Origin of the sequence: Streptomyces tritici (assembly GCF_048500665.1) — a bacterium.
Classification (GTDB): domain Bacteria; phylum Actinomycetota; class Actinomycetes; order Streptomycetales; family Streptomycetaceae; genus Streptomyces; species Streptomyces tritici.
The window spans coordinates 699698-720620 of the sequence record NZ_CP183183.1 but is presented as its reverse complement, the minus strand read 5'-3'; the positions used below and the strand labels follow the sequence as shown (position 1 = coordinate 720620).

Annotated in this window: 26 protein-coding genes and 1 riboswitch; of the genes, 10 read left to right on the top strand and 16 right to left on the bottom strand. The window is 73.7% G+C overall.

The genetic code is table 11. The features are described from left to right. Positions 1 to 44 precede the first annotated feature (44 nt). Positions 45 to 1202 carry an ROK family protein gene (locus ACNJ93_RS03350; RefSeq protein WP_418955807.1) on the bottom strand — a complete coding sequence of 386 codons (1158 nt, stop codon included), beginning with the start codon at positions 1200 to 1202 and terminating at the stop codon, positions 45 to 47. 135 nt (positions 1203 to 1337) lie between these two features. Here ACNJ93_RS03350 and ACNJ93_RS03345 point away from each other — a divergent pair, with 135 nt between their 5' ends. Continuing rightward, positions 1338 to 1775 carry a hypothetical protein gene (locus ACNJ93_RS03345; RefSeq protein ID WP_418955806.1) on the top strand — a complete coding sequence of 146 codons (438 nt, stop codon included), beginning with the start codon at positions 1338 to 1340 and terminating at the stop codon, positions 1773 to 1775. Positions 1776 to 1786: 11 nt separating this feature from the next. Here the strand turns inward: ACNJ93_RS03345 and mug are convergent, their stop codons facing one another. Genes mug through ACNJ93_RS03330 form a run of 3 tightly spaced genes read right to left on the bottom strand, consistent with a single transcriptional unit; the run spans position 1787 to position 4646 of the window. Beyond that, positions 1787 to 2335, bottom strand: a complete 549-nt coding sequence (mug, locus tag ACNJ93_RS03340; protein ID WP_418961296.1) for a G/U mismatch-specific DNA glycosylase — start codon at positions 2333 to 2335, stop codon at positions 1787 to 1789. Continuing rightward, on the bottom strand, positions 2332 to 3765 hold the full coding sequence (purB, locus tag ACNJ93_RS03335) for an adenylosuccinate lyase (RefSeq protein ID WP_418955805.1): 1434 nt from the start codon (positions 3763 to 3765) through the stop codon (positions 2332 to 2334). Before purB ends, mug begins: the two co-directional genes overlap by 4 nt. 59 nt (positions 3766 to 3824) lie before the next feature. Next, a complete protein-coding gene (locus ACNJ93_RS03330) occupies positions 3825 to 4646 on the bottom strand; it encodes an SGNH/GDSL hydrolase family protein (protein ID WP_418955804.1) in 822 nt (273 codons plus the stop codon). A gap of 63 nt (positions 4647 to 4709) precedes the next feature. Here ACNJ93_RS03330 and ACNJ93_RS03325 point away from each other — a divergent pair, with 63 nt between their 5' ends. After that, positions 4710 to 5759: a maleylpyruvate isomerase family mycothiol-dependent enzyme gene (locus ACNJ93_RS03325; RefSeq protein ID WP_418955803.1), complete on the top strand. Its 1050-nt coding sequence runs from the start codon at positions 4710 to 4712 to the stop codon at positions 5757 to 5759. Positions 5760 to 5762: 3 nt separating this feature from the next. Here ACNJ93_RS03325 and ACNJ93_RS03320 read toward each other — a convergent pair whose 3' ends face one another. From ACNJ93_RS03320 to ACNJ93_RS03310, 3 genes are all read right to left on the bottom strand, one after another. Then, complete coding sequence (locus tag ACNJ93_RS03320) at positions 5763 to 6782, bottom strand: hemolysin family protein (protein WP_418955802.1); 1020 nt, start codon at positions 6780 to 6782, stop codon at positions 5763 to 5765. Beyond that, entirely contained in the window at positions 6779 to 8122 is a 1344-nt protein-coding gene (locus ACNJ93_RS03315) for a hemolysin family protein (protein ID WP_418955801.1), read from the bottom strand. Before ACNJ93_RS03315 ends, ACNJ93_RS03320 begins: the two co-directional genes overlap by 4 nt. Before the next feature lie 224 nt (positions 8123 to 8346). Next, the gene (locus tag ACNJ93_RS03310; protein WP_418955800.1) at positions 8347 to 8793 is read right to left on the bottom strand and encodes a GNAT family N-acetyltransferase; all 447 of its coding nucleotides are present in this window, start codon (positions 8791 to 8793) and stop codon (positions 8347 to 8349) included. Between the two features lie 125 nt (positions 8794 to 8918). On the opposite strand from ACNJ93_RS03310, the gene ACNJ93_RS03305 reads away from it, so the two are divergent. Next, on the top strand, positions 8919 to 9146 hold the full coding sequence (locus tag ACNJ93_RS03305; RefSeq protein ID WP_418955799.1) for a toxin-antitoxin system HicB family antitoxin: 228 nt from the start codon (positions 8919 to 8921) through the stop codon (positions 9144 to 9146). Next, complete coding sequence (locus ACNJ93_RS03300) at positions 9143 to 9514, top strand: fic family toxin-antitoxin system, toxin component (RefSeq protein WP_418955798.1); 372 nt, start codon at positions 9143 to 9145, stop codon at positions 9512 to 9514. The genes ACNJ93_RS03305 and ACNJ93_RS03300 overlap by 4 nt, the downstream gene beginning before the upstream one ends. Positions 9515 to 9543: 29 nt before the next feature. On the opposite strand, the gene ACNJ93_RS03295 is transcribed toward ACNJ93_RS03300, so the two are convergent. From ACNJ93_RS03295 to bioB, 5 genes are all read right to left on the bottom strand, one after another. After that, positions 9544 to 10215, bottom strand: a complete 672-nt coding sequence (locus ACNJ93_RS03295) for a class I SAM-dependent methyltransferase (protein ID WP_418955797.1) — start codon at positions 10213 to 10215, stop codon at positions 9544 to 9546. A 42-nt stretch (positions 10216 to 10257) separates the two neighbouring features. Then, positions 10258 to 10599 carry a VOC family protein gene (locus ACNJ93_RS03290; RefSeq protein ID WP_418955796.1) on the bottom strand — a complete coding sequence of 114 codons (342 nt, stop codon included), beginning with the start codon at positions 10597 to 10599 and terminating at the stop codon, positions 10258 to 10260. A gap of 4 nt (positions 10600 to 10603) precedes the next feature. Beyond that, positions 10604 to 11317: a dethiobiotin synthase gene (gene bioD, locus ACNJ93_RS03285; RefSeq protein WP_418955795.1), complete on the bottom strand. Its 714-nt coding sequence runs from the start codon at positions 11315 to 11317 to the stop codon at positions 10604 to 10606. A gap of 102 nt (positions 11318 to 11419) precedes the next feature. Then, entirely contained in the window at positions 11420 to 12700 is a 1281-nt protein-coding gene (locus tag ACNJ93_RS03280) for an adenosylmethionine--8-amino-7-oxononanoate transaminase (protein ID WP_418955794.1), read from the bottom strand. Next, a complete protein-coding gene (bioB, locus tag ACNJ93_RS03275; RefSeq protein ID WP_418955793.1) occupies positions 12693 to 13946 on the bottom strand; it encodes a biotin synthase BioB in 1254 nt (417 codons plus the stop codon). Before bioB ends, ACNJ93_RS03280 begins: the two co-directional genes overlap by 8 nt. 142 nt (positions 13947 to 14088) lie before the next feature. On the opposite strand from bioB, the gene ACNJ93_RS03270 reads away from it, so the two are divergent. The 3 genes from ACNJ93_RS03270 (at position 14089) to ACNJ93_RS03260 (ending at position 16421) form a co-directional block, all read left to right on the top strand. Next, positions 14089 to 15255: an 8-amino-7-oxononanoate synthase gene (locus ACNJ93_RS03270; RefSeq protein ID WP_418955792.1), complete on the top strand. Its 1167-nt coding sequence runs from the start codon at positions 14089 to 14091 to the stop codon at positions 15253 to 15255. Positions 15256 to 15472: 217 nt separating this feature from the next. Continuing rightward, positions 15473 to 15910 (top strand): ATP-binding protein, encoded by a 438-nt coding sequence (locus ACNJ93_RS03265; RefSeq protein WP_418955791.1) that lies wholly within the window; start codon positions 15473 to 15475, stop codon positions 15908 to 15910. Between the two features lie 82 nt (positions 15911 to 15992). Further along, positions 15993 to 16421, top strand: a complete 429-nt coding sequence (locus ACNJ93_RS03260) for a hypothetical protein (RefSeq protein WP_418955790.1) — start codon at positions 15993 to 15995, stop codon at positions 16419 to 16421. 22 nt (positions 16422 to 16443) lie between these two features. Here the strand turns inward: ACNJ93_RS03260 and ACNJ93_RS03255 are convergent, their stop codons facing one another. The 3 genes from ACNJ93_RS03255 to ACNJ93_RS03245 form a co-directional block, all read right to left on the bottom strand. Continuing rightward, the gene (locus ACNJ93_RS03255; protein ID WP_418955789.1) at positions 16444 to 16920 is read right to left on the bottom strand and encodes a C40 family peptidase; all 477 of its coding nucleotides are present in this window, start codon (positions 16918 to 16920) and stop codon (positions 16444 to 16446) included. 3 nt (positions 16921 to 16923) lie between these two features. Then, positions 16924 to 17126, bottom strand: a riboswitch (cyclic di-AMP (ydaO/yuaA leader). A 303-nt stretch (positions 17127 to 17429) separates the two neighbouring features. Continuing rightward, positions 17430 to 17735, bottom strand: a complete 306-nt coding sequence (locus tag ACNJ93_RS03250; protein ID WP_418955788.1) for a hypothetical protein — start codon at positions 17733 to 17735, stop codon at positions 17430 to 17432. Between the two features lie 5 nt (positions 17736 to 17740). Next, positions 17741 to 18352: an ATP-dependent Clp protease proteolytic subunit gene (locus ACNJ93_RS03245; protein ID WP_418955787.1), complete on the bottom strand. Its 612-nt coding sequence runs from the start codon at positions 18350 to 18352 to the stop codon at positions 17741 to 17743. A gap of 55 nt (positions 18353 to 18407) precedes the next feature. Between ACNJ93_RS03245 and ACNJ93_RS03240 the strand changes: the two genes are divergently transcribed. After that, positions 18408 to 18683 carry a type II toxin-antitoxin system Phd/YefM family antitoxin gene (locus ACNJ93_RS03240; protein ID WP_418955786.1) on the top strand — a complete coding sequence of 92 codons (276 nt, stop codon included), beginning with the start codon at positions 18408 to 18410 and terminating at the stop codon, positions 18681 to 18683. 69 nt (positions 18684 to 18752) lie between these two features. On the opposite strand, the gene ACNJ93_RS03235 is transcribed toward ACNJ93_RS03240, so the two are convergent. Beyond that, the gene (locus tag ACNJ93_RS03235) at positions 18753 to 19745 is read right to left on the bottom strand and encodes an ABC transporter permease (protein ID WP_418955785.1); all 993 of its coding nucleotides are present in this window, start codon (positions 19743 to 19745) and stop codon (positions 18753 to 18755) included. Between the two features lie 104 nt (positions 19746 to 19849). Between ACNJ93_RS03235 and ACNJ93_RS03230 the strand changes: the two genes are divergently transcribed. Both ACNJ93_RS03230 and ACNJ93_RS03225 read left to right on the top strand, forming a co-directional pair. After that, complete coding sequence (locus ACNJ93_RS03230; RefSeq protein WP_418955784.1) at positions 19850 to 20470, top strand: TetR/AcrR family transcriptional regulator; 621 nt, start codon at positions 19850 to 19852, stop codon at positions 20468 to 20470. Between the two features lie 137 nt (positions 20471 to 20607). Beyond that, positions 20608 to 20910: an urease subunit gamma gene (locus ACNJ93_RS03225; RefSeq protein ID WP_418955783.1), complete on the top strand. Its 303-nt coding sequence runs from the start codon at positions 20608 to 20610 to the stop codon at positions 20908 to 20910. Positions 20911 to 20923: the final 13 nt, after the last annotated feature.

Here is a 20923-nt window from a genome sequence, read left to right as displayed (position 1 = left end):
CCCGGCGTTCACCGAACGCCGGGGCCGTCCGCGTCCTCGAGGGCTCAGCGCCGGGACGTCACCGCTCCGTCCACCGCGAACAACTGCTCCTCCACGTGGTCGAGCGCCAGCCGCAGCGCACCCGTGCCGACCGCCGCCTCGCCCAGCAGGGACAGCGCCACCCGCGGCGGACGCAGACAGAACCGGGCCAGCTCCTCGCGCAGCGGCTGCAGCACCCCGTCGAGGCCCGCCGCCCAGCCGCCGACCACGACCAGCTCCGGGTCGAGCGCCAGCACCAGCGCCGCCACGTCGTGCACCAGCCGCTGGATGAAGCGGTCCACCGCCTCCTGCGCCCGCGCGTCGCCGCCGCGGGCCAGCGCGAACACCTCCGCCACGGCCTGCTCGTCGAGCGGGTGCAGCGGCTCGTCCGTCGTCGACAGCAGCGTCTCCGGGGTGGCCTCCCGGCCCAGCAGGTGCAGCGCCCCGATCTCGCCGGCGGCGCCGCCGTAGCCGCGGTGCAGCCGGCCCCCGATCAGCGAGCCCGCCCCGGGGCTGAGCCCGGCGAGCACGAACACGATGTCGTCCGAGTCGGTCGCGGCGCCCTTCCAGTGCTCGGCCACCGCCGCCGCGTTGGCGTCGTTCTCCACCAGCACCGGGCAGCGGAACGAACGGCGCAGCCGCTCGCCCAGCGCCAGGCCCGTCCAGCCCGGCAGCGCCGTGCCCAGCCGGACCGTGCCGTCCGCCTCGACGATCCCGGGCGTGCCGACGCCGACCGCGCGCAGATTGCTCCGCGGCACCCCGGCCCGCCGCAGCACGTCCGCGACCACCGCCCGCACCCGCTCCAGGCGTTCGTCCGCCGAGGCCGTCTCGGACACCTCGCGCGAACCGGCCATCATGATCCGGCCGTCGAGCCCGGACAGCAGCGCGGCGACCCGGTGCGGGCCGATCTCGACGCCCAGCAGATGCCCGGCCTCGGCGCGGAAACGGAACCTCCGGGCCGGGCGGCCCTGCCGCCGGGTCTCGCGCTCCTCCGGCGCGGCCTCGACGACCAGACCGGTCGCCATCAGCCCCTCGGTCACGCCCTCGACCGTCGGCCGGGACAGCCCGGTGACCCGGGTGAGGTCGGTCAGCGTCAGCGCGTCGGCGCCGCGCAGCGCATGGAGCACCACTGCGGAATTGATCCGCCGCAGCAGCGACGGGTCCCCGCCGGTCAGCCGCCCCACAGTGTGTCCTCCCAGCTCGCAGCGCGTGTCTGCCGGATGGTACTCAATGGTTCTCCAGGACGGCGAGGCGAGCGGCCGTCTGACGGACCCTCGGCCGGAGAGCTGACTGTCAGTGGGCTTCGCTTTACTTGATCCATGACCCTCGCAGGCCATCTCGCGACGATCGACCGGCTCCGTCTCGACCCCTTCCCCGAGGCGCCGGTCAGATCCGGGCCGTGCGACAGCGGTCCCGGCTTCCATGTCGCGGAATTAATCACGAGCGAGGACTTCTGGGACGACGACGGGTCGCGCCGGGAGCTCGCGGAGGAGCAGTGGGAGGCCGAACGGGAGGCGCTGGCCCAGCTGCTCGCCGGGCGCTGGGGCGAGCCCCAGGTGTTCGGTCTGGGCTCGCTGCTGACCCGGGGCTTCCAGGGCGAGCACATACCGGACCCCTGGGACCGGCTCTGCAACGCGGTGCCGGACGTCCACCTCTGGCGCGTCGACGGCCGCTGGATCGTGCTCGGAGTGGCGTACGGGGACAAGGAGATGCCCCTCCAGCTCCTGGCGGCCGTCACCACCGTCGACCCGCCCTGACGAAAAGGACGTCAGTCCTCCGCCGCCGCGGCCCGCAGCCGGCCGAACTCCTCGGCCATCGTCGCGGCCGTCCAGTGCGCGTTCAGCCCGCTGGGGTTGGGCAGGACCCAGATCCGCGTCCCGCCGATCGTCCGCTCCTGCGGGCCGATCCGCGCCTTCGGCTCCGCGAAGGCGACCCGGTAGGCGGTCACGCCGACCACGGCCAGCCAACGCGGGCGCAGCTCCCGCACCTTCGCGGTGAGGATCCGGCCGCCCTCGCGGTACTCCTCGGCCGTCAGCTCGTCCGCCCGCGCGGTCGCCCGGGCGACCACGTTGGTGATGCCGAGCCCGTACGCGAGCAGCTCCCGCTGCTCCTCCGGCAGGAGCAGGCGCGGGGTGAACCCGGACAGGTGCAGCACCGGCCAGAACCGGTTGCCGGGACGGGCGAAGTGATGGCCGGTCGCGGCCGTCATCAGCCCCGGGTTGATCCCGCAGAAGAGCACGGAGAGGCCGTCCGCGATCACGTCGGGGACGACGCGGTCGCGGGCGGCCTCCAGTTCCGCCGGGGTGAACCGGGTCAGAGGATGGCTCCCGGGGTGTAGGCCGCGGCCTCCGGGTGCTGCTTCACGAGCTCCTCGATCCGGGACAGCACCGCGGCCACCTGGCCGGCGGCCGCACCGGTGAAGGACAGCTTGTCCGCCATCAGCTCGTCGAGCTGCGCCCGGTCCAGCGGGATGCGCTCGTCGGCGGCCAGCTTGTCGAGCAGCTCGTTGCGCTCCGCGCCCTGCTCGCGCATGGCGAGCGCCGAGGCGACCGCGTTCTCCTTGATGGCCTCGTGCGCGACCTCGCGGCCGACGCCCGCGCGGACCGCGCCCATGAGGACCTTGGTCGTGGCGAGGAACGGCAGGTACCGGTCCAGCTCACGGGCCACCACGGCCGGGAACGCGCCGAACTCGTCGAGCACGGTCAGGAAGGTCTCCAGCAGGCCGTCCAGCGCGAAGAACGCGTCCGGCAGCGCCACGCGGCGGACCACCGAGCAGGACACGTCGCCCTCGTTCCACTGGTCGCCGGCCAGCTCCCCGGTCATCGACGCGTAGCCGCGCAGGATGACCATGAGGCCGTTGACGCGCTCGCAGGAGCGAGTGTTCATCTTGTGCGGCATCGCCGAGGAGCCGACCTGGCCGGGCTTGAAGCCCTCGGTCACCAGCTCGTGACCGGCCATCAGCCGGATCGTCTTGGCCACCGACGACGGCGCGGCCGCCAGCTGCACCAGCGCGCTGACCACGTCGTAGTCAAGGGAGCGCGGGTAGACCTGGCCGACCGAGGTGAAGGCGTGCGCGAAGCCGAGGTGACCCGCGATCCGCTGCTCCAGGTCGGCCAGCTTGTCCGCGTCGCCGCCGAGCAGGTCGAGCATGTCCTGCGCGGTGCCGACCGGCCCCTTGATCCCGCGCAGCGGGTAGCGGCCGAGCAGGTCCTCCAGGCGGGAGTAGGCGACCAGCAGCTCGTCGGCCGCGGTGGCGAAACGCTTGCCGAGGGTGGTGGCCTGGGCGGCGACGTTGTGCGAGCGGCCCGCCATGACGAGCTCCGCGTACTCGCCGGACAGCTTGCCGAGCCGGGCGAGCACGGCGACCGTGCGGTCCCGCATCAGCTCCAGCGAGAGCCGGATCTGCAGCTGCTCCACGTTCTCGGTGAGGTCGCGGGAGGTCATGCCCTTGTGCACGTGCTCGTGGCCGGCGAGGGCGTTGAACTCCTCGATGCGGGCCTTCACGTCGTGCCGGGTGACCTTCTCGCGCTCGGCGATCGAGCCGAGGTCGACCTGGTCGAGGACGCGCTCGTAGTCGGCGAGGGCCTCGTCGGGCACCTCGATCCCGAGGTCCTTCTGGGCGCGCAGCACGGCGAGCCACAGCCGGCGCTCCAGCTTCACCTTGTGCTCGGGGGACCACAGGACGGCGAGCTCCGCGGAGGCGTAGCGGCCGGCCAGGACGTTGGGGATGCGGGGCTTGGCAGTCACGTGTCCAGATTCTACTGGCGGTTTCTGCAGGCCAGCGCCATGGCCCCGTTGGGAGCTTGCTACGAGACGCCCGTCACGTCCCCGTCGCGCCCGACCGCCCGCGCCCCGGCGGGCCGTTCGTACGGCAGCAGCTCCGGGCGCTTGGCCGGGCGGCCGTCGCCGGAGGAGCGGCCGGTCAGCCGCCGGACGATCCAGGGTCCCAGGTGCTGCCGGGCGAAGCGCGCGTCGGCGACCCGGCGGCTCGCCCAGGCGGCCCGCACGGCCGGCGGCAGCGGGGCGCGCCAGTCGTCCTCGGCCGGCAGGCCGAGACCCTGCCAGACGGCCTCGGCCACCCGCCGGTGGCCCTCGTCGGTGAGGTGCAGCCGGTCGACGTCCCACATCCGCTGATCGCCGAGGACCGGGGCGCCGTACAGGTCGACCACCAGAGCGCCGTGCCGGGCGGCGAGCTCGTCGATGTGCGCGAACAGCTCCTCCATACGGGGCCGGAAGCGCTCCATGACGGGGCCGTTCCGGCCGGGGCTGCGCATCAGCACCAGCTGCCCGCAGGCCGGGGCCAGCTTCTCCACGGCCTCGGTCAGCAGCCCGCGCACCCGGCCCATGTCGCACTTCGGCCGCAGGGTGTCGTTCAGCCCGCCGACCAGCGTCACCACGTCCGCCTTCATCGCGGCCGCCGTGTCCACCTGCTCCTCGACGATCTGGCCGATGAGCTTCCCGCGCACCGCGAGGTTCGCGTAGCGGAAGCCGGGCGTGCGGGCCGCGAGCCGGGCGGCCAGGAGGTCGGCCCAGCCCCGGTACGTGCCGTCGGGCAGCAGGTCCGACATACCCTCGGTGAAGCTGTCGCCCAGGGCGACGAGACTGGTGTAACTGACATTGATCTCCATGGCGGGCTCATCATACCGGCCGGTATGGGGTGGCGGGCCCGAGGAGAGCGGGAGGGGAGACCCATGAGCGAGGCGCTGCAGCGCGCCCTGGCCGAGGCGCTGGCGGAGCTGGTGACGACGATCGACACCTGCGACGACGAGGTGCTCGACCCCGACACGGCCGTGAAGTGGCTGGAGTCCACCGGCTACGTCCTCGGCAACCTCTCCGCCGCCGACCGCCGGACCCTCGACCGGCTCTTCCGCGAGACCGCGCTCCGTCAGGAGCCCGGCTCGTGGCGCGACGCGCTGCTCACCACCTCCGAGGGCTTCGGCCTCACCGAGGACGTGCACACCGCGCAGTGCGAGGCCGTGGAGGACCTCGGCCGCCGCTTCGCCGAGACCGTCCGCGACGCCGACTTCGCCACCCCCGTCCCCACGTGCCCCGGCTGGACCCTCGCCGACCTGACCCGGCACGTCGGGACCGTGCACCGGTGGGCGGGCCACGTGGTGCGCACCCGGTCCGACGGCCGCGTCCGCGCCGCCGACCTCCCGCTGGAGCTGCCCGAGGACCCCGCCGCGTACCCGGACTGGCTGGCCGCCTCCGCCGCGTCCTGCCTCACGGCCCTGCGGAACGCCGACCCGGACGACGGGCTCTGGTCACCCGGCGGCGACCCGCACGTCCGGTACTACCCCCGGCACCTGCTCGCCGAGCTCGTCGTCCACCTCGCCGACGCAGAACTCGCGCTCGGCCGGGCGGCGAGCCCGATCGATCCGGGCCACGCCGCCGACGGCATCGACCACTTCCTGACGAACGCGGCGTACGTCCCCCATGTGGCCGAGCCCGTCGCGCGGCTCGGCCGCGACGGCGCGGTGCTGCGGCTCGAAGCCGCCGACACCGGCGCGGTGTGGTGCGTCACGCTCGGCGGGGGCGGCTTCGCCTGGCAGCGGGCGGGCGAGGGGAGCGGCTTCGGGTGGCTGCCGGCGCCGGACCCCGCCCCCACCGCGACCGTGCGCGGCGACGTCGCGGACCTGCTGCTGTTCGTCCACGGCCGGTACGAGACGCAGAACCCGCGGCTCGCCGTCACCGGCGACCACGGGTTCCTCGACGAATGGCGGGCCGCCACGGCCCTCTGAGCACTACGGCGCGAGCGGCCGGCCCACCAGTTCCCGGAGCACGTCCTCCATGGTGACCAGGCCGGCCAGCTTGCCGTCCTCGTCCAGGACGCCCGCCAGGTGCGTACGGCTGCGCCGCATCGCGGTCAGCACGTCGTCCAGCGGGGTCGCCGCCCGCACCCGGGCGATCGGCCGCAGCGCCGACACCGGGAACGGCAGGTCCCGCGGGGTGACGTCCAGCGCGTCCTTGACGTGCAGATAGCCGAGGATCTTCCGGCCCGCGTCCACCACCGGGAAGCGGGAGAAGCCCGACTGCGCCGACAGCGCCTCCAGCTCCTCCGGCGTCGTGCCGACCCGCGCGTACACCACGCGCTCCACCGGCATCACCACGTCGCGCACCGGGCGGCGGCCCAGTTCCAGCGCGTCGTGGAGCCGCTCGGCCGCCCGGTCGTCGAGCAGCCCCGCGTCCCCGGCGTCGGTGACCATCCGCGCCAGCTCGTCGTCCGAGAACGTGGCCGAGACCTCGTCCTTCGGCTCGACCCGCAGCAGCTTCAGCAGACCGTTGGCGAAGGCGTTGATCGTGAAGATCACCGGCCGCAGCGCCCGCGTCAGGGCCACGAGCGGCGGACCGAGCGCCAGCGCGGTGCGCGTCGGCTCGGCCAGCGCGATGTTCTTCGGCACCATCTCGCCGAGCAGCATGTGCAGGTACGTGGCGAGGGTCAGCGCGATCACGAACGAGATCGGGTGCACCAGACCGTGCGGCACGCCGATCGCGTCGAACATCGGCTCCAGCAGATGGGCGATGGCCGGCTCGGCGACGATGCCCAGCACCAGCGTGCTCAGCGTGATGCCGAGCTGGGCCGCCGCGAGCAGCGCCGAGACGTGCTCCAGGCCCCACATGACGCTGCGCGCCCGCCGGTCGCCCTCCTCGGCCAGCGGCTCGATCTGGCTGCGGCGCACGGAGATCAGCGCGAACTCCGCGCCCACGAAGAACGCGTTCACGACCAGCGTCAGCAGGCCGATCAGCAACTGGATCGCGGTCATCGGCCCGCCTCCCGGGTCTCGTCCTCGTCGTGCCCGGCGGCCGGCGCGTGCATCAGCACGCGGGCCGCGCGCCGCCCGGAGGCGTCCACCACGTCCAGCCGCCAGCCGGCCAGCTCCACACTGTCGCCGACCTCGGGAATCCGGCCGAGCGCCGTCGCCAGCACACCGGCCAGGGTCTCGTACGGGCCGTCCGGCACACGCATGCCGATGGCCGCCAGCTGGTCCGTACGGGCCGCGCCGTCCGCGGACCACAGCTCGCGCCCGTCCTCGTCGGCGCCCGCCCGGGCCAGGTCGGGGGTCTCGTGCGGGTCGTGTTCGTCGCGGACCTCGCCGACGACCTCCTCGACGATGTCCTCCAGGGTCACCACGCCCGCCGTGCCGCCGTACTCGTCGATGACGACGGCCATCGTCCGCTTCCCCGACAGCCGGTCGAGCAGCCGGTCCACGGTCAGGGTCTCCGGCACCAGCAGCGGTTCGCGCAGCACGTCGCCGACGCCGCGCAGGCGCCGCTCGTCCGCCGGTATGGCGAGCACGTCCTTGATGTGGGCGATGCCGACGACCGTGTCGAGGTTGCCCCGGTAGACCGGGAAGCGCGACAGGCCGGTGGCGCGCGTCGCGTTGGCCACGTCCTCGACCGTGGCCAGCACGTCGAGGGCGGTGACCTGGACGCGCGGCGTCATCACGTTCTCGGCGGTCAGCTCGGCCAGCCGGAGCGTACGGACGAACAGCTCGGCGGTGTCCGCCTCCAGCGCGCCCTCCTTCGCCGAGTGCCGGGCCAGCGCCACCAGCTCCTGCGGGGAGCGGGCGGAGGCCAGCTCCTCGGTCGGCTCCAGGCCGAGCATGCGCAGGATCCGGTTGGCGGTGTTGTTCAGATGGGTGATCAGCGGCTTGAACGCGGCGGAGAACAGCCGCTGCGGGGTGCCCACCACCTTGGCCATGGCCAGCGGCGAGGAGATCGCCCAGTTCTTGGGGACCAGCTCGCCGACGACCATCAGGACGACAGTCGACAGCGCCGTGCCGACGACCAGCGCCACCGACGAGGCGACGGACGCCGACAGGCCGATGGCCTCGAACGGTCCGCGCAGCAGCGCGGCGATCGACGGCTCGGCCAGCATGCCGACGATGAGGTTGGTGACGGTGATGCCGAGCTGGGCGCCGGAGAGCTGGAAGGTGAGGGTCCGCACGGCCCGCAGCGCGCCGGCCGCGCCGCGCTCGCCGCGCTCGGCGGCGCGTTCGAGCTCGGCGCGCTCGACGGTGGTCAGCGAGAACTCGGCCGCGACGAAGGCGCCGCACGCCACGGCCAGGAGGAGCGCCACCAGGAGCAGGAGCACTTCGGTCATCGGTTCACCTCCGTCCCATGATCGGGCAGGGGGAGGGGGTTCGCTCGATGTCTGCTACTGGGAGGCTCGCCCATGGGCGGACGCTCACACCTTTCGGTCGTACGGCTCCCGGGCGCGAGGGCGTCCGGGCTGGAGATCACCATGGTAAAGGACGGGCAAAGCGCGGCGCACGAGGCGGCCGACGCACCGGGCCCCGCCGGCCCGTGTCGGCCCGGCCGTCCGCCTCAGACCGTGCCCGCCGCCGGCAGCGGCTTGATCCAGCGGGTCCACTCCTCCTGCGGCCCGTACGAGGCGGACCGCCACGCCCGCTGCCCGAGCTCGTTCCGGTCCAGCACCATCGCGTCCGCCCGTCGCCCCCCGAGCCGGACGAACCGCTCCTCGGCCGCGGCGAGCAGCGCGCCCCCGACGCCCTGCCGCCGGTGCTCCGGATGCACGGCGAGCCGGTACAGGTGGCAGCGCCACCCGTCGTACCCGGCGATGACCGTGCCCACCAGCGCACCGGCCCGCTCCGCCAGGATCAGCGCCTCCGGGTCCCGTGCGACGAGCCGCGCGACGCCGTCGCGGTCGTCGGTGATGCTCGTGCCCTCGGCCGCCTCCCGCCAGAACGCCAGGACGGCGTCGAGGTCGTCGGGGACGGCGGGGCGCAGGTGTACCTGTACAAGATCGCTCATGCGGAAGACCCAAGCAGAACCTTCCCCGCGCGGGCGACCGGTTTCCCGTGGGCCGCGCGACGGCCGGCCGGCCGGTTCCGTCCCTTGTCTTGTCGGTGCTAGCGGACCGGCGCTAGCGTGACGGTGTGGCCAAGACACAGCTGAACGTACGCGTGGACGAGACCACCGCGGAAGCGGCCCGGCGACGGGCCCAGCAGCGCGGGGTCAGCGTGAACCGGTACATCGAGGAACTCGTGCAGCAGGACGCGGGCGAGGTCGGCCGGGCCTTCGTCGAGGCCGCCGCCGACTTCATGAGGGAGTACGAGACCGTGTTCGCCGAGGAGTTCGGGCAGGAGCGCACCGGCCGCGCATGAACGTCACCATCGACCTGTCCTGGCTGCTCATGGTCGCCGAGCACCAGACCCCGGGGGACCCGCAGGTCACCGACTGGGGCGCGCTCATCGCCGCCGTCGCCCGCCACGAGGCCGAGATCTTCGGCGTGCCCGTCTACCCCGACCCGCACGCCCGCGCCGCCGCGCTGCTCCAACTGCTGCTGCACGTCCCGGCCTTGGAACACTCCAACGCCATGTACGCCTCCGCCGTCGCCTACGGCTACCTCGTCGCCTGCGGCCTGAAGGTGGTCACCTCGCCCGAGCAGGTCCGGGACCTGGCCCGGCTGGTGAAGGACGGCAAGGGCGACGTCCGCGCGATCGCCGACGAACTGCGCGGCTGGACCCGCTGAACGGCCTCACGCGGACCCGCTGAACGGCCTCACGCCGCGGGCCGGCGTGCCGAACCCAGGACGCAGTACGACGAGGGCAGCCGCGGCCCCTGCTCCGGCACCGTCAGCCGCCGGTACGCGACGTCCTCGAAGCCGGCCGCCTCGATCGCCCGCACCGGCTCGCGCGCCGTGTGACAGCCGCCGAACAGCAGCGGCCACACCGTCAGGTCCAGGCCCCGCTGCACCCCCGCCATCGCCCGCCCCGGGGCCCGGCCGTGCTCGAAGAACCGCAGCTCGCCGCCCGGACGCAGCACCCGGTACAACTCCTGCAGGGCCCGCGGCAGATCCCGCACCGAGCACAGCACCAGGGACGCCACCGCCGCGTCGAACGCCTCGCTCTTCACCGGCAGCGCCTCCGCCGCCCCCGGCGCCACGTCCACCGGCACCCCGGCCCGCAGCGCCGACTCCGTCGCCAACTGCCGCAGATGGCGCTCCGGTTCGATCGCCACCACCTCCGAGACCGTGCCCGGATAGTGCGCGAAGTTCAGCCCGTTCCCCGCGCCGATCTCGATCACCCGGCCCGACAGGCCGGACAGCAGCGCCTCGCGGTGCTCCGCGACCCCGCCCTTCAGATCCGCCTGGACGCTGAAGCGGGCGTAGAAGCGGGCGAACAACGGGTGGTGGACGGCGTCCTTCGGAACCTTCGGGGGGCGCGGTGACATGACGGACCTCCTCGGGCGGATACGCCCATTCTCCCCCGAGGATCAGTTCACGAAGCAGAACTCGTTGCCCTCGGGGTCGCGCATCACCTGGAAGTCGCCCTGCGGATCCGCGACGACCCCGCCGACCCGCACCGCGCCCAGCCGCTCCGCCGCGTCCGCGGCGGCGGCCACGTCGCCCGACTCCAGGTCCAGATGGAGCCGGTTCTTCACCGCCTTGCCCTCCGGGACCTGCTGGAACGCGAGCCGGACGAAGCCGGGCGGCTCCACGTACGACCAGTCCGGGCCCCGGTCCACCGGGTCGCCGCCGAGCAGTGCCGCCCAGAACCGGACCAGCGCCGCCGGGTCCGCGCAGTCGACGACGAGTTCGCTGACCTTCGCTCTCATGGCGTCAGCCTACGGAGCGGGCGAAGCCCTCCGCGTCCCACACGCCGCCGAGCGCCGGGGCGAGCCAGTGCGCGGCCCGCGCCCGGAAGTCCTCCGGCGCGAGGGCGCCCGCTCCCTGCGGGACCGCACCGAGCAGCGGCGCCCCGGCGGCCTCGGGCAGGTCGGCGAGGTTGCAGCGGGCCGCGAGGTCCGGCTCGTCCGGCCAGCTGCCGACGACGACGCCGAGCGGTTCCAGGCCCCGGGCCCGCAGCGCCTCCGCCGTGAGCGCGGTCGCGTTGAGGGTGCCGAGCCCGGCGGGGGCGACGACGAGCACCGGAGCGGACAGGAGCCGGGCCGTGTCGGCGAGGGTGCCGCCGTCCGCGTCGAAGCGGACGAGCAGGCCGCCGGCGCCCTCGACGAGCACGAGGTCGTGCTCCTCGGCGAGCTTCGCCGCGGCCGCGGCGGCCTCCTGGGGGCCGACCGGCGCCATGCCGGCGCGGCGCGCCGAGGTGGCGGGGGCCAGCGGTTCGGGGAACCGCGCGAGTTCGGCGGCCGTCGCCGCGCCCGAGAGGCGCGCCGCTTCGGCGGCGTCGCCCCGCTCGTCGGGCGCGAGGCCCGTCTGGGCCGGCTTGAGCACGGCGACATGACGGCCCTGGGCGGCCGCGACCGCGGCGACGGCCGCCGTCACGATCGTCTTGCCGATCTCCGTGCCCGTCCCGGTCACGACGATGACGCTCATGGGGGAGTCCTTCCTTCGTTGCCGACAAGCGCCGGTCCGACGGCGCCGGTCCGACGGCGCCGGTCCGGCGCCGCCGGTCCGGCGCCGCCGGTCCGACGGCGTCTATCCGGCGGCCGCCGCCGCGCGGACCGCGGTCGCGATCCGGGCCAGGTCCGCGTCGCCCGTCACGTACGGCGGCATCGTGTAGATCAGATCGCGGAACGGGCGGAGCCAGACGCCCTCGCCGACCGCCGCGGCCGTGGCGGCCGCCATGTCGACCTCGTGGTCGAGCTGGACGACGCCGATCGCGCCGAGGACGCGGACGTCCCGGACGCCCGGCAGGTCCAGTGCCGGCGCGAGTCCCTCGCGCAGGGCCGCCTCGATGCGCTTGACGTCCGTGCGCCAGTCCCGGGACAGGAGCAGGTCGATCGAGGCGCAGGCCACCGCCGAGGCCAGCGGGTTGCCCATGAACGTCGGGCCGTGCGCCAGGACCGGCACCTCCCCGCGGGAGATCCCGTCGGCGACCTCCGCCGTGCACAGCGTCGCCGCCATCGACAGGTAGCCGCCGGTCAGCGCCTTGCCCAGGCACATCACGTCCGGCGCCACGCCGGCCGCGTCCGCCGCGAACAGGGTGCCCGTGCGGCCGAAGCCGGTCGCGATCTCGTCGAACACCAGCAGCACGCCGTGCTCGTCGCACGCCTCGCGCAGCACCCGCAGGTACTCCGGCGCGTGGAACCGCATGCCGCCCGCGCCCTGCACCACCGGCTCCACGATCACCGCGGCCAGCTCGTCCGCGTGCCGCGCGACCGCCGCGCGCAGCTCCCGCGCGTACGACTCCTCGTAGCCGGCGGGCGGCGGGCCGACGAACACCTGCCGGGGCAGCACCCCGGACCAGAGCTCGTGCATGCCGCCGTCGGGGTCGCACACCGACATCGGCTGCCAGGTGTCGCCGTGGTAGCCGCCCCGCCAGGTCAGCAGCCGCTGCTTCGCCGGCCGGCCCACCGAGCGCCAGTACTGCAGGCACATCTTCACGGCGACCTCGACGGACACCGAACCCGAGTCGCTGAGGAAGACGTGCCGCAGCGGCTCGGGGGTGATCTCCACGAGCTTGGCCGCCAGCCGGACCGCGGGCTCGTGGGTGAGCCCGCCGAACATCACGTGGCTCATCCGGTCGAGCTGGCCGCGGGCGGCCTCGTTCAGGACCGGGTGGTTGTACCCGTGGATCGCCGACCACCAGGACGACATCCCGTCGATCAGCTCGTCCCGCCCCTGCGCCGGTTCGGCGAGCCGGAGCCGTACGCCGGACGCGGACGCGACGACCAGCGGGTCCGTACGGCCCGGCATGGGGCCGTACGGGTGCCAGACGTGCGCCCGGTCCAGGGCGAGCAGTTCGCCGTTACGCATTCGGGGCCAGGTCCGTGCCCGCTCCGCGGCGGCGCACGGCCACCAGATCGGTCCGCGCCGGGTTCGCCTCTCCGGCGGCCTCGGCCACCGGCTCCGCCGCGTGCCCGCCGCAGGGACCGCAGCCGCCTGCCTGCGCAGCGCAGGCACCGGCGTCCGCCCCGGCCTCGGCCTCGGCGTGCGAGCCGCAGCCGCCCGCCGACGCGCCGGAACCGCAGCCGCCGCCCGCCGCGGCGAGCGCGTCGGCACGGTGCTTCGGGAGCGTCGTCGTGCCCGCGCCCTCCACCTCGAAGCCCGCGTCGGCGATCATGTCCAGGTCGGCCTGGCCGGCCTGGCCCTCGCTGGTCAGGTAGTCGCCGAGGAAGATCGAGTTGGCGATGTGCAGCGCCAGCGGCTGCATCGTCCGCAGGTGCACCTCGCGGCCGCCCGCGATCCGGACCTCCACGTCGGGGCAGACGAACCGGACCATCGCGAGGATCCGCAGACAGCGCTGCGGGGTGAGGTGCCACTCCTTCGCGAGCGGGGTGCCCTCGAACGGGATGAGGAAGTTCACCGGCACCGAGTCCGAGTCCAGCTCGCGCAGCGCGAACACCACGTCGACCAGGTCCTCGTCGGACTCGCCCATGCCTGCGATCAGGCCCGAGCAGGCCGACAGGCCGGCCGCGTGCGCCTTCTGCACGGTGTCCACGCGGTCCGCGTAGGTGTGCGTGGTGGTGATCTCCCCGTACGTCCCCTCGGACGTGTTCAGGTTGTGGTTGTACGCGTCGGCGCCCGCCTCGCGCAGCCGCTCGGCCTGGCCGTCGGAGAGCAGACCGAGGCAGGCGCAGACCTCGATGCCCTCGTTCTGCTCCTTGATCGTCTCGATCGTCTTCCCGACGCGCTCCACGTCCCGGTCCGTCGGCCCGCGGCCGCTGGCCACCAGGCACACCCGCTTCGCGCCGCCCGCGACACCGGCCGCCGCCGCCTGCGAGGCCTCCTCCGGCTTCAGCCAGGTGTACTTCAGGATCCCGGCCGTGGAGCCGAGGCGCTGGGAACAGTACGAGCAGTCCTCCGGGCACAGCCCGGACTTCAGGTTCACCAGGTAGTTCAGCTTGACCCGGCGGCCGAACCACTGACGGCGCACCTTGCCGGCCGCGGCCACCACATCGAGCAGTTCGTCGTCGGAGGTCGCCAGCACGGCGAGCGCTTCTTCACGGGTCGGCAGCTCGCGCCGCAGCCCCTTGTCCACCAGCGTGTTCAGCAGGTCCATAAGGGCAGATCCTGGCCTACGGCACGCCCCTCGGCCAAGGAGGATCCGAACAAACGGGCCCGTTCGAGGTGTGTGTATGACCACACCCCGACCTCGGCGTCCTGCGGTTAGGGTCTGTGCGCTGCCTACAAAAGGATCTGTCATGTCCCAGGCCGTGGACCCGCGCCGCCGCGCGTTCGACTGGACCGACGCGGAGGCCCGCCGCCGTGCCGGCGCCGGACTCGTCCGGACCCTGCGGCCGCGCGCCGCCGAACCGGACGTGCTGGACCTCGCGAGCAACGACTACCTCGGTCTGACCCACCGTCCCGAGGTCAAGGAGGCGGCCGCCGAGGCCGCCCTGCGCTGGGGCGCCGGCTCGACCGGCTCCCGCCTGGTCACCGGCTCGACCCGGCTGCACGCCCGGCTGGAGCGCGAGCTCGCCGAGTTCTGCGGCTTCGAGGCGGCCCTGGTCTTCTCCTCCGGGTACACCGCCAACCTCGCCGCGCTCACCGCGCTCAGCGCCCACGGCTCCCTGATCGTCTCGGACGCCGCCAACCACGCCTCGATCGTCGACGGATGCCGGCTGTCCCGCGCCGAGGCGGCGGTCGTCCCGCACACGGACCCGGCCGCGGTCCGCAAGACCCTCGACGCCCACCCGGACCGCCGCGCCCTGGTGGTCTCCGACTCGGTGTTCTCGGTGGACGGCGACCGGGCGCCGCTGGGCGCGCTCGCCGACGCCTGCCGCGCCCACGGGCAGGCCGCGCTGGTCGTGGACGACGCCCACGGCTTCGGCGTGCTGGGCGACGGCGGCCGGGGCGCGTTGTACGCGGCCGGGCTGGCCGGCGACCCGGACGTGGTCGCCACCCTCACCCTCTCCAAGTCGCTGGGCAGCCAGGGCGGCGCGGTCCTCGGACCGGCGCGGGTGATAGAGCACCTGGTCAACGCGGCCCGTACGTTCATCTTCGACACCGGCCTCGCCCCGGCCGCCGCCGGCGCCGCCCTGGCGAGCCTGCGCCTGATCGGCGCCGAGCCGGAGCTCGCCGAGCGGGCCCGTACCGTCGCGGCGACCCTGCACGGCCGGCTCACCGGGGCCGGGCTCACCGCGGCCCGCCCCGACGCGGCCGTGGTGTCGGTGCACGCGCCCTCCCCGGACGCGGCGCTGCGCTGGGCGGCGGACTGCCGCGAACAGGGCCTGGGCGTCGGGTGTTTCCGGCCGCCGTCGGTGCCGGACGGCATCTCGCGGCTGCGGCTCACGGCCCGCGCGGACCTCACGGAGGCGCAGATCGACGAGGCGGTGTCCACGATCCTGCGGACCGCGCCGCGGGACTGAACGGGGAAGGCCCTCGGGGGCCGAGCGCGGGCGTCCTGCGGGATCTCGCCCCACGGCCCGGCCCCAAATGCGTTCTCGCGTCGGAGAGTTCACCGCATCGAGCGACAGAAGTGCCCATATCCCGGTGAAACAGCCCCAGTTCTCCCGTAACGGTGGCAGTCTGGCGCGTAGCGCAATCCGGGGCCGGGCGCCCGGGTGGGAAAGGGACAGCGTCGCCATGGCAGACCACCAGGAAGCAACCGTCACCCTGCCGAGCGATCCGGCCTCGGTCTCCACCGCCCGCAGATACGTCGCCGACGTGCTCGCCGGCTGGGGCCTCGACGCGAGCTCCGAGACCTCCGACACCGTCCGTCTGATCGTCTCCGAACTCGCCACCAACGCCGTCCAGCACACCTTCGGCCAGTCGCCCACGTTCACCGTGGACGTCCGCCTCGAGCGCGACGAGCAGCTGCACATCGGCGTCACCGACAGCCACCCGCGCTGGCCCCAGCGGCTGCCCGCCGCCGTGCAGCAGGACAACGGCCGCGGCATGGTGATCATCCGCTGGCTGACCGCCGAGTGCGGCGGCCGGCTCTCCGTGCGGCCCACGGACGAGGGCGGCAAGACGGTCTGGATCGAACTGCCCTGGACCGCCCCCGCTCCGTCCCCCAACTGACCCGCCCGAAACCCGGTACCCGTTCCGGCCGGTTCCGCCTACCGTGTCCAGGCGCGAGCGGACACAAGAGCGGGGTGAGGGCATGCGGGCATGGGGAGCGGCGCTGGAGCGGCTCTACGCCGCCCAGGTCCCCGAGGACGAGGACGCCGACATTCCGGACGAGGTCCACGACGCGGTCGACGCGCTCATCGAAGCGTACGGGGCGGACGACATCGCGGAACTCGTCGCCGGGGCCGTGGACGCCGGACGCCTCACCGTGCGTCAGGCGACCACGGTCCTCGGCGTCGCCACCTGGTCCGGCACGGACAACGGCGCCTCGCTGTTCCGCACGCTCGACGCATGGGTGCGGCGGGCGGACGACACGGGGCGCCTGTACATGGCGCTCCACCAGCCGGCCTGGCCGCTGCCGACGCGGGCGGAGATGAACGCCAAGCTGACCGAGATCGCCGCCCGGTACCCCGAACACCGGGAGATCTGCGCCCGCAAGATCGCCACCCGGCGCAGCCCCTGAGACGCGCGTGGGCGTCGGCGCGTCAGCGGACCCTGCCGTACCAGACCTTGGAGGTCCAGATCCGGTCGAGCTTCACCCAGGAGCCCTTCTTGGGGGAGTGCCAGATCTTCCCGTTCCCGGCGTAGATGCCGACGTGGTAGACGCGGCCGCCGGAGTGGAAGAAGACCAGGTCGCCGCGGGCCCGGGAGGCGGCGGAGATGTGCCGGGTCCGGTTGTACTGCTGCTGCGCCGTGCGGGGCAGCGTCTTTCCGGCGCGCTTGTACGAGTACAGCGTCAGCCCCGAGCAGTCGAAGCGGTGGGGGCCGGCGGCGCCGTACTTGTAGGGGGCGCCCTTCTTGGAGGCGGCCACGCCGAGCGCGGTGTTCGCGTACGAGCCGGCGGCCCGCGCCTCGGGCGCGGCGCCGGGGGCCAGGAGCGTGCCGCCGACGGCGGCGGCGGTCAGAACCGAGACGGCTCCGGCCCGGGAGAGCAGGGACGGGACAAGCTTCTGCGCAGTCATGCGCAACCCTTCGTCAGCCGCCTGTGAAGGATGACCTGTCGGGTTCGGGCCCGAAGTCGCCCGGCCGCGCTGTGCGCGGCTTCACCCCGAGGACCTGCCGTGGTCGGTCGTACGGCCGGTCCGTGCTGCTCGGGTCCTCCACTCCTGCCGGTCCACTCTGTCGACCAGTCGTCCGGAGCGGCGGCAGGACTCGGCGTCCGCCCGGACCGCCCCGCCGCGGTGGCGGGGGCTTGTCGTCGTCAGGGATCTTGACCCAGGTCGTGCCGATTTCCGAGCTGAAACGGGGTTGTGTGAGGCTCCTCACGAATGATCCGTTCGGGTGGACAGGCAGCTTTCGTGATCAACGGAGGTTTGGCGGCTGAGCCCCGTACCAGCACCGGAATGATTGGTTCCGCCAAATGCGTACATCGGTGGTGCAACTCACCGGTGCCACATGTCGATTCGTCGACTACGCCGATCGAGGGAGGGTTTCTGCGACCGACTGGCCCTCGACACGACATGCGGAACTGTCAACGGGCGGACCCGTCGGGCACGGTGACCCGCCGGGCGCGGCGCTCGCCGTCCAACACCCGCAGGGCGCGCGCCAATGTGGCCGCGTGCACCTCGCTCTCTCCGCGCCGATGCATGAGTTCGAGGGCGTCCCGCAGGGCCACCGCCCGTCCGACCAGCGCCTGAGCCGCCCTCAGGGCCCCATAGGTATGCGAGGCCCTGGATGGATTGATTCTTCCCAGCTGGTCGACGACGTCGAGATAGGCGTCGACCAACTCCCCCTCGGCGCGCGTCAGCGCGGGCAGCGCGGGCAGTTCGGGGACCATGCCGGTCACCGGGGTCCGGCGGCGCGTGTCTGGATCACGTGGTCGACGAGCCCGTACTCCACCGCCGCCGCGGCGTCGAAGACGGAGACCCGGTCGATGTCGGTGTCGATCTGCTCGTGGCTCTGCCCGGTGTGCCGGGCCAGCATCCCGGCGACCATCCCGCGCAGCCGCAGCAGTTCCGCCGCCTGGATCTCCAGGTCGCTCGGCTGCCCCTGCACCGGCTCGTCCGTGCCCGGTTGCTGGAGCACGATCCGCGCCCCGGGCAGCGCCAGCCGCTTGCCGGGCGCGCCGGCGGCGAGCAGGACGGCGGCGGTCGACGCGGCCTGGCCGAGGCAGGTCGTCGCCACGTCGCAGGTGACGACCTGCATCGTGTCGTGGATCGCGGCCATGGCGGTGGGGGAGCCGCCGGGCGAGTTGATGTAGAGCGCGATCTCCCGGTCGGGGTCGGCGTATTCGAGGTGCAGCAGCTGGGCGATCACGTCGTTCGCGGAGGTCTCGTCGATCGGCGTGCCGAGGAAGACGATCCGCCCCTCCAGGAGCTTGGAGTACGGGTCGAGGGTGCGGCTCCCGTAGCTGGTGCGCTCGGTGAACTCGGGCAGGACGTAGCGGTTCTGCATGGCGTGCCTCCTCTGTAAAAAATGTACAGGACGTACAGGCCGTAAGATGAGGAGCATGGCCTACGAGATTCCGGTGACGCAAGCGCGGGCAGAGCTCGCCGACCTGATCAACCGCGTCGTGTACGGCAACGAACGCGTCGTCGTGACCCGCCACGGAAAGCCGCTCGTGGCCTTGGTCTCGGCCGCTGACCTGGAGAAACTCGAAGCGGAGCCGGAGCCGACGGAGGAGCGGGCGATCAGCACGGTCGCCGCGGTCCGGCCCGTGCCGTCCGCTCCGGGTGAACAGGGCCGCTTCGGCATCGCCGCCCACCACCGCGAACCCGGCGCATGACGAAGGCCGCGTGTCCCCGTCCGCTACGGCGGGGACACGCGGCCGCTCTCGGGCCGGCTCGGCGCCGGCTCACCTCGCGAGTTCGGGCTCCGGCCGGGCGGTCGTACGGCCCTGCTCCCGGGCTTCCGCCGTGCCGCCCCGGGCCGCGAGCACCGCGGCCAGGCCCGCCGCCGCCCAGAGCGCGAGCACCAGCAGCGCGCCCCCGGCGCCGTTCCCGTCGAAGAAGGCGACCGAGCGCAGCGCCGTGCCCGCGGCGCCCGGCGGCAGCCACTGGCCGAGCAGCCCGGCCGGCTCCGGGAGGAGCTGCGGCGCCGAGCCGATGCCCGAGAACGGGTTGCCGATCAGGATCATCAGCAGGCCGCCGAGTCCCAGGCCGCGCGGCCCGAGCAGCGCTCCGAGGCCCGCCATCGCCGCGCCGATGGACAGCACGGTCAGGCTGAGCACGCCCGCCTCCGCCCACCATGAGCCGGTCAGCACCCCGAGCCAGCTGTGGGCGAGCGCCGCGCCGGTCAGGCCCGCCAGGGCGGCCGCGCCGACCAGTGCCGCGGCGGCCCGCGGCCCGCGCAGTCCGAAGAGGGTGACCAGCGCGCCCGCCGCGGCTCCGGCGATGGCCAGCGGCAGCAGGCCGGCCGCGAACACCGCGCCGCGCGGGTCGTCCGCCGGCGCCTTCACGACATCGGTGACCTTCGGTTCGACGCCGGCCGGGAGCTGCCCGCCGACCGCCTCGCGCAGCAGTTGCGCCACGGCGGGGCTCGCGGCCGTGGCGGTCAGCAGCTCGGGGCCCCGCGGCGTCACCACCACGGCGCCGTACACCTCGCGCTCCTCGATCGCCCGGCGGGCCGCTTCGGCGTCCGCGTAGCGGTGCACCTCGAAGGCCCCCTCGTGGCGGGCGAGGCTCTGCTCCAGCGGGGCGGTCGCGGCGGCCGGTCCCGCCACGCCGAGCGGCAGCTCGCGGGGCGCGAGGCGGGCGGCCGGCCAGGCGAACGCCCACAGGGCCAGGGCCACCACCAGCGGGACCAGGACCAGCACCGCGACGGCGCGGCGGGTGGGAGTGACGGACATGGCGTCCCTCGATTCAAAGAGAAGGATCGTTCGTTTTCCGTGTCGTCACTGTCCCGCCGGGCCTGTTCCTTGTCAAGAAGGAATGTTCGTTTTAGGTTGGCCGCATGGCACGCGTATCCCAGGAGCACCTCGACGCCCGCCGCCGGCAGATCCTCGACGGCGCCGCCCGCTGCTTCGCCCGCAACGGCTTCCACGCCACGTCCATGCAGGACGTCTTCACCGAGGTCGGCCTCTCCGCCGGAGCGGTCTACCGCTACTTCAACGGCAAGGAGGCACTGATCGCGGCCATCTCCCAGGAGGCGTTCTCCGGGATCCGCGCCGCCTTCGAGGAGGCCTCGCGCGCGACCCCGCCGCCCACCCCGGACGTGCTGCTCGGCCGGGTGCTGCGCAAGTTCCTGGAGGAGCGCATCCCCGGCGCGGACCGCCAGGCGTTCGCCCGGCTGATCGTCCAGGTGTGGGCCGAGACCCTGCGCGACGAGTGGCTGGCCGCCCGGCTCTCCGAGGGGTACGAGGGCATGCGCGCGGCCTGGGGCGAACTCGTCACGGCGTACCGGAAGAACGGGATCCTGCACGCCGACGTCCCCGCCGACCACATCGCCCGCACCCTCATCGCGGTCGCCCAGGGCTTCATCGCGCAGCAGGCCCTCTTCGGGGACGCGGCCGTCGAGATCCTGGAGGACGGTCTGCGCGGACTGATGTCCATGGAGGCGCAAAGCGCCAGTTAACGCGCCGGAAAAACTTCCGCCCTAACGTGCAATGTCTGGCCCTGCGGGCCTTCGCCGCAGCTCAGGAGGCTGTTCATGATCGGTAGGGTCCGCAGCTGTCCGGGTGCCCGCCCGGTGGACGACTGTGAGGTGGAAGCGTGCGACTCAGCCCCCACGAGCAGGAACGACTGCTCATTCATGTCGCGGCCGATGTGGCCGAGAAGCGCCGGGCGCGCGGGGTGAGGCTCAACCATCCCGAGGCCGTCGCCCTGATCACCGCGCACGTCCTGGAGGGCGCCCGGGACGGCCGCACCGTCGCCGAACTCATGGCCTCCGGGCGGAAGGTTCTCACCCGCGACGACGTGATGGCCGGCATCCCCGAGATGATCCCCGACGTCCAGGTCGAGGCCACCTTCCCGGACGGCACGAAGCTCGTCACCGTCCACGAGCCGATCGTCTGAGGGGCGCAGCCGC

Coding starts and splice junctions, on each gene's coding strand:
- ACNJ93_RS03345 (WP_418955806.1), top strand. CDS start 1,338: ATGACCCTCGCAGGCCATCTCGCGACGATCGACCGGCTCCGTCTCGAC.
- ACNJ93_RS03330 (WP_418955804.1), bottom strand. CDS start 4,646: ATGGAGATCAATGTCAGTTACACCAGTCTCGTCGCCCTGGGCGACAGC.
- ACNJ93_RS03325 (WP_418955803.1), top strand. CDS start 4,710: ATGAGCGAGGCGCTGCAGCGCGCCCTGGCCGAGGCGCTGGCGGAGCTG.
- ACNJ93_RS03320 (WP_418955802.1), bottom strand. CDS start 6,782: ATGACCGCGATCCAGTTGCTGATCGGCCTGCTGACGCTGGTCGTGAAC.
- ACNJ93_RS03315 (WP_418955801.1), bottom strand. CDS start 8,122: ATGACCGAAGTGCTCCTGCTCCTGGTGGCGCTCCTCCTGGCCGTGGCG.
- ACNJ93_RS03310 (WP_418955800.1), bottom strand. CDS start 8,793: ATGAGCGATCTTGTACAGGTACACCTGCGCCCCGCCGTCCCCGACGAC.
- ACNJ93_RS03300 (WP_418955798.1), top strand. CDS start 9,143: ATGAACGTCACCATCGACCTGTCCTGGCTGCTCATGGTCGCCGAGCAC.
- ACNJ93_RS03295 (WP_418955797.1), bottom strand. CDS start 10,215: ATGTCACCGCGCCCCCCGAAGGTTCCGAAGGACGCCGTCCACCACCCG.
- ACNJ93_RS03290 (WP_418955796.1), bottom strand. CDS start 10,599: ATGAGAGCGAAGGTCAGCGAACTCGTCGTCGACTGCGCGGACCCGGCG.
- bioD (WP_418955795.1), bottom strand. CDS start 11,317: ATGAGCGTCATCGTCGTGACCGGGACGGGCACGGAGATCGGCAAGACG.
- ACNJ93_RS03280 (WP_418955794.1), bottom strand. CDS start 12,700: ATGCGTAACGGCGAACTGCTCGCCCTGGACCGGGCGCACGTCTGGCAC.
- bioB (WP_418955793.1), bottom strand. CDS start 13,946: ATGGACCTGCTGAACACGCTGGTGGACAAGGGGCTGCGGCGCGAGCTG.
- ACNJ93_RS03270 (WP_418955792.1), top strand. CDS start 14,089: ATGTCCCAGGCCGTGGACCCGCGCCGCCGCGCGTTCGACTGGACCGAC.
- ACNJ93_RS03265 (WP_418955791.1), top strand. CDS start 15,473: ATGGCAGACCACCAGGAAGCAACCGTCACCCTGCCGAGCGATCCGGCC.
- ACNJ93_RS03260 (WP_418955790.1), top strand. CDS start 15,993: ATGCGGGCATGGGGAGCGGCGCTGGAGCGGCTCTACGCCGCCCAGGTC.
- ACNJ93_RS03255 (WP_418955789.1), bottom strand. CDS start 16,920: ATGACTGCGCAGAAGCTTGTCCCGTCCCTGCTCTCCCGGGCCGGAGCC.
- ACNJ93_RS03250 (WP_418955788.1), bottom strand. CDS start 17,735: ATGGTCCCCGAACTGCCCGCGCTGCCCGCGCTGACGCGCGCCGAGGGG.
- ACNJ93_RS03245 (WP_418955787.1), bottom strand. CDS start 18,352: ATGCAGAACCGCTACGTCCTGCCCGAGTTCACCGAGCGCACCAGCTAC.
- ACNJ93_RS03240 (WP_418955786.1), top strand. CDS start 18,408: ATGGCCTACGAGATTCCGGTGACGCAAGCGCGGGCAGAGCTCGCCGAC.
- ACNJ93_RS03235 (WP_418955785.1), bottom strand. CDS start 19,745: ATGTCCGTCACTCCCACCCGCCGCGCCGTCGCGGTGCTGGTCCTGGTC.
- ACNJ93_RS03230 (WP_418955784.1), top strand. CDS start 19,850: ATGGCACGCGTATCCCAGGAGCACCTCGACGCCCGCCGCCGGCAGATC.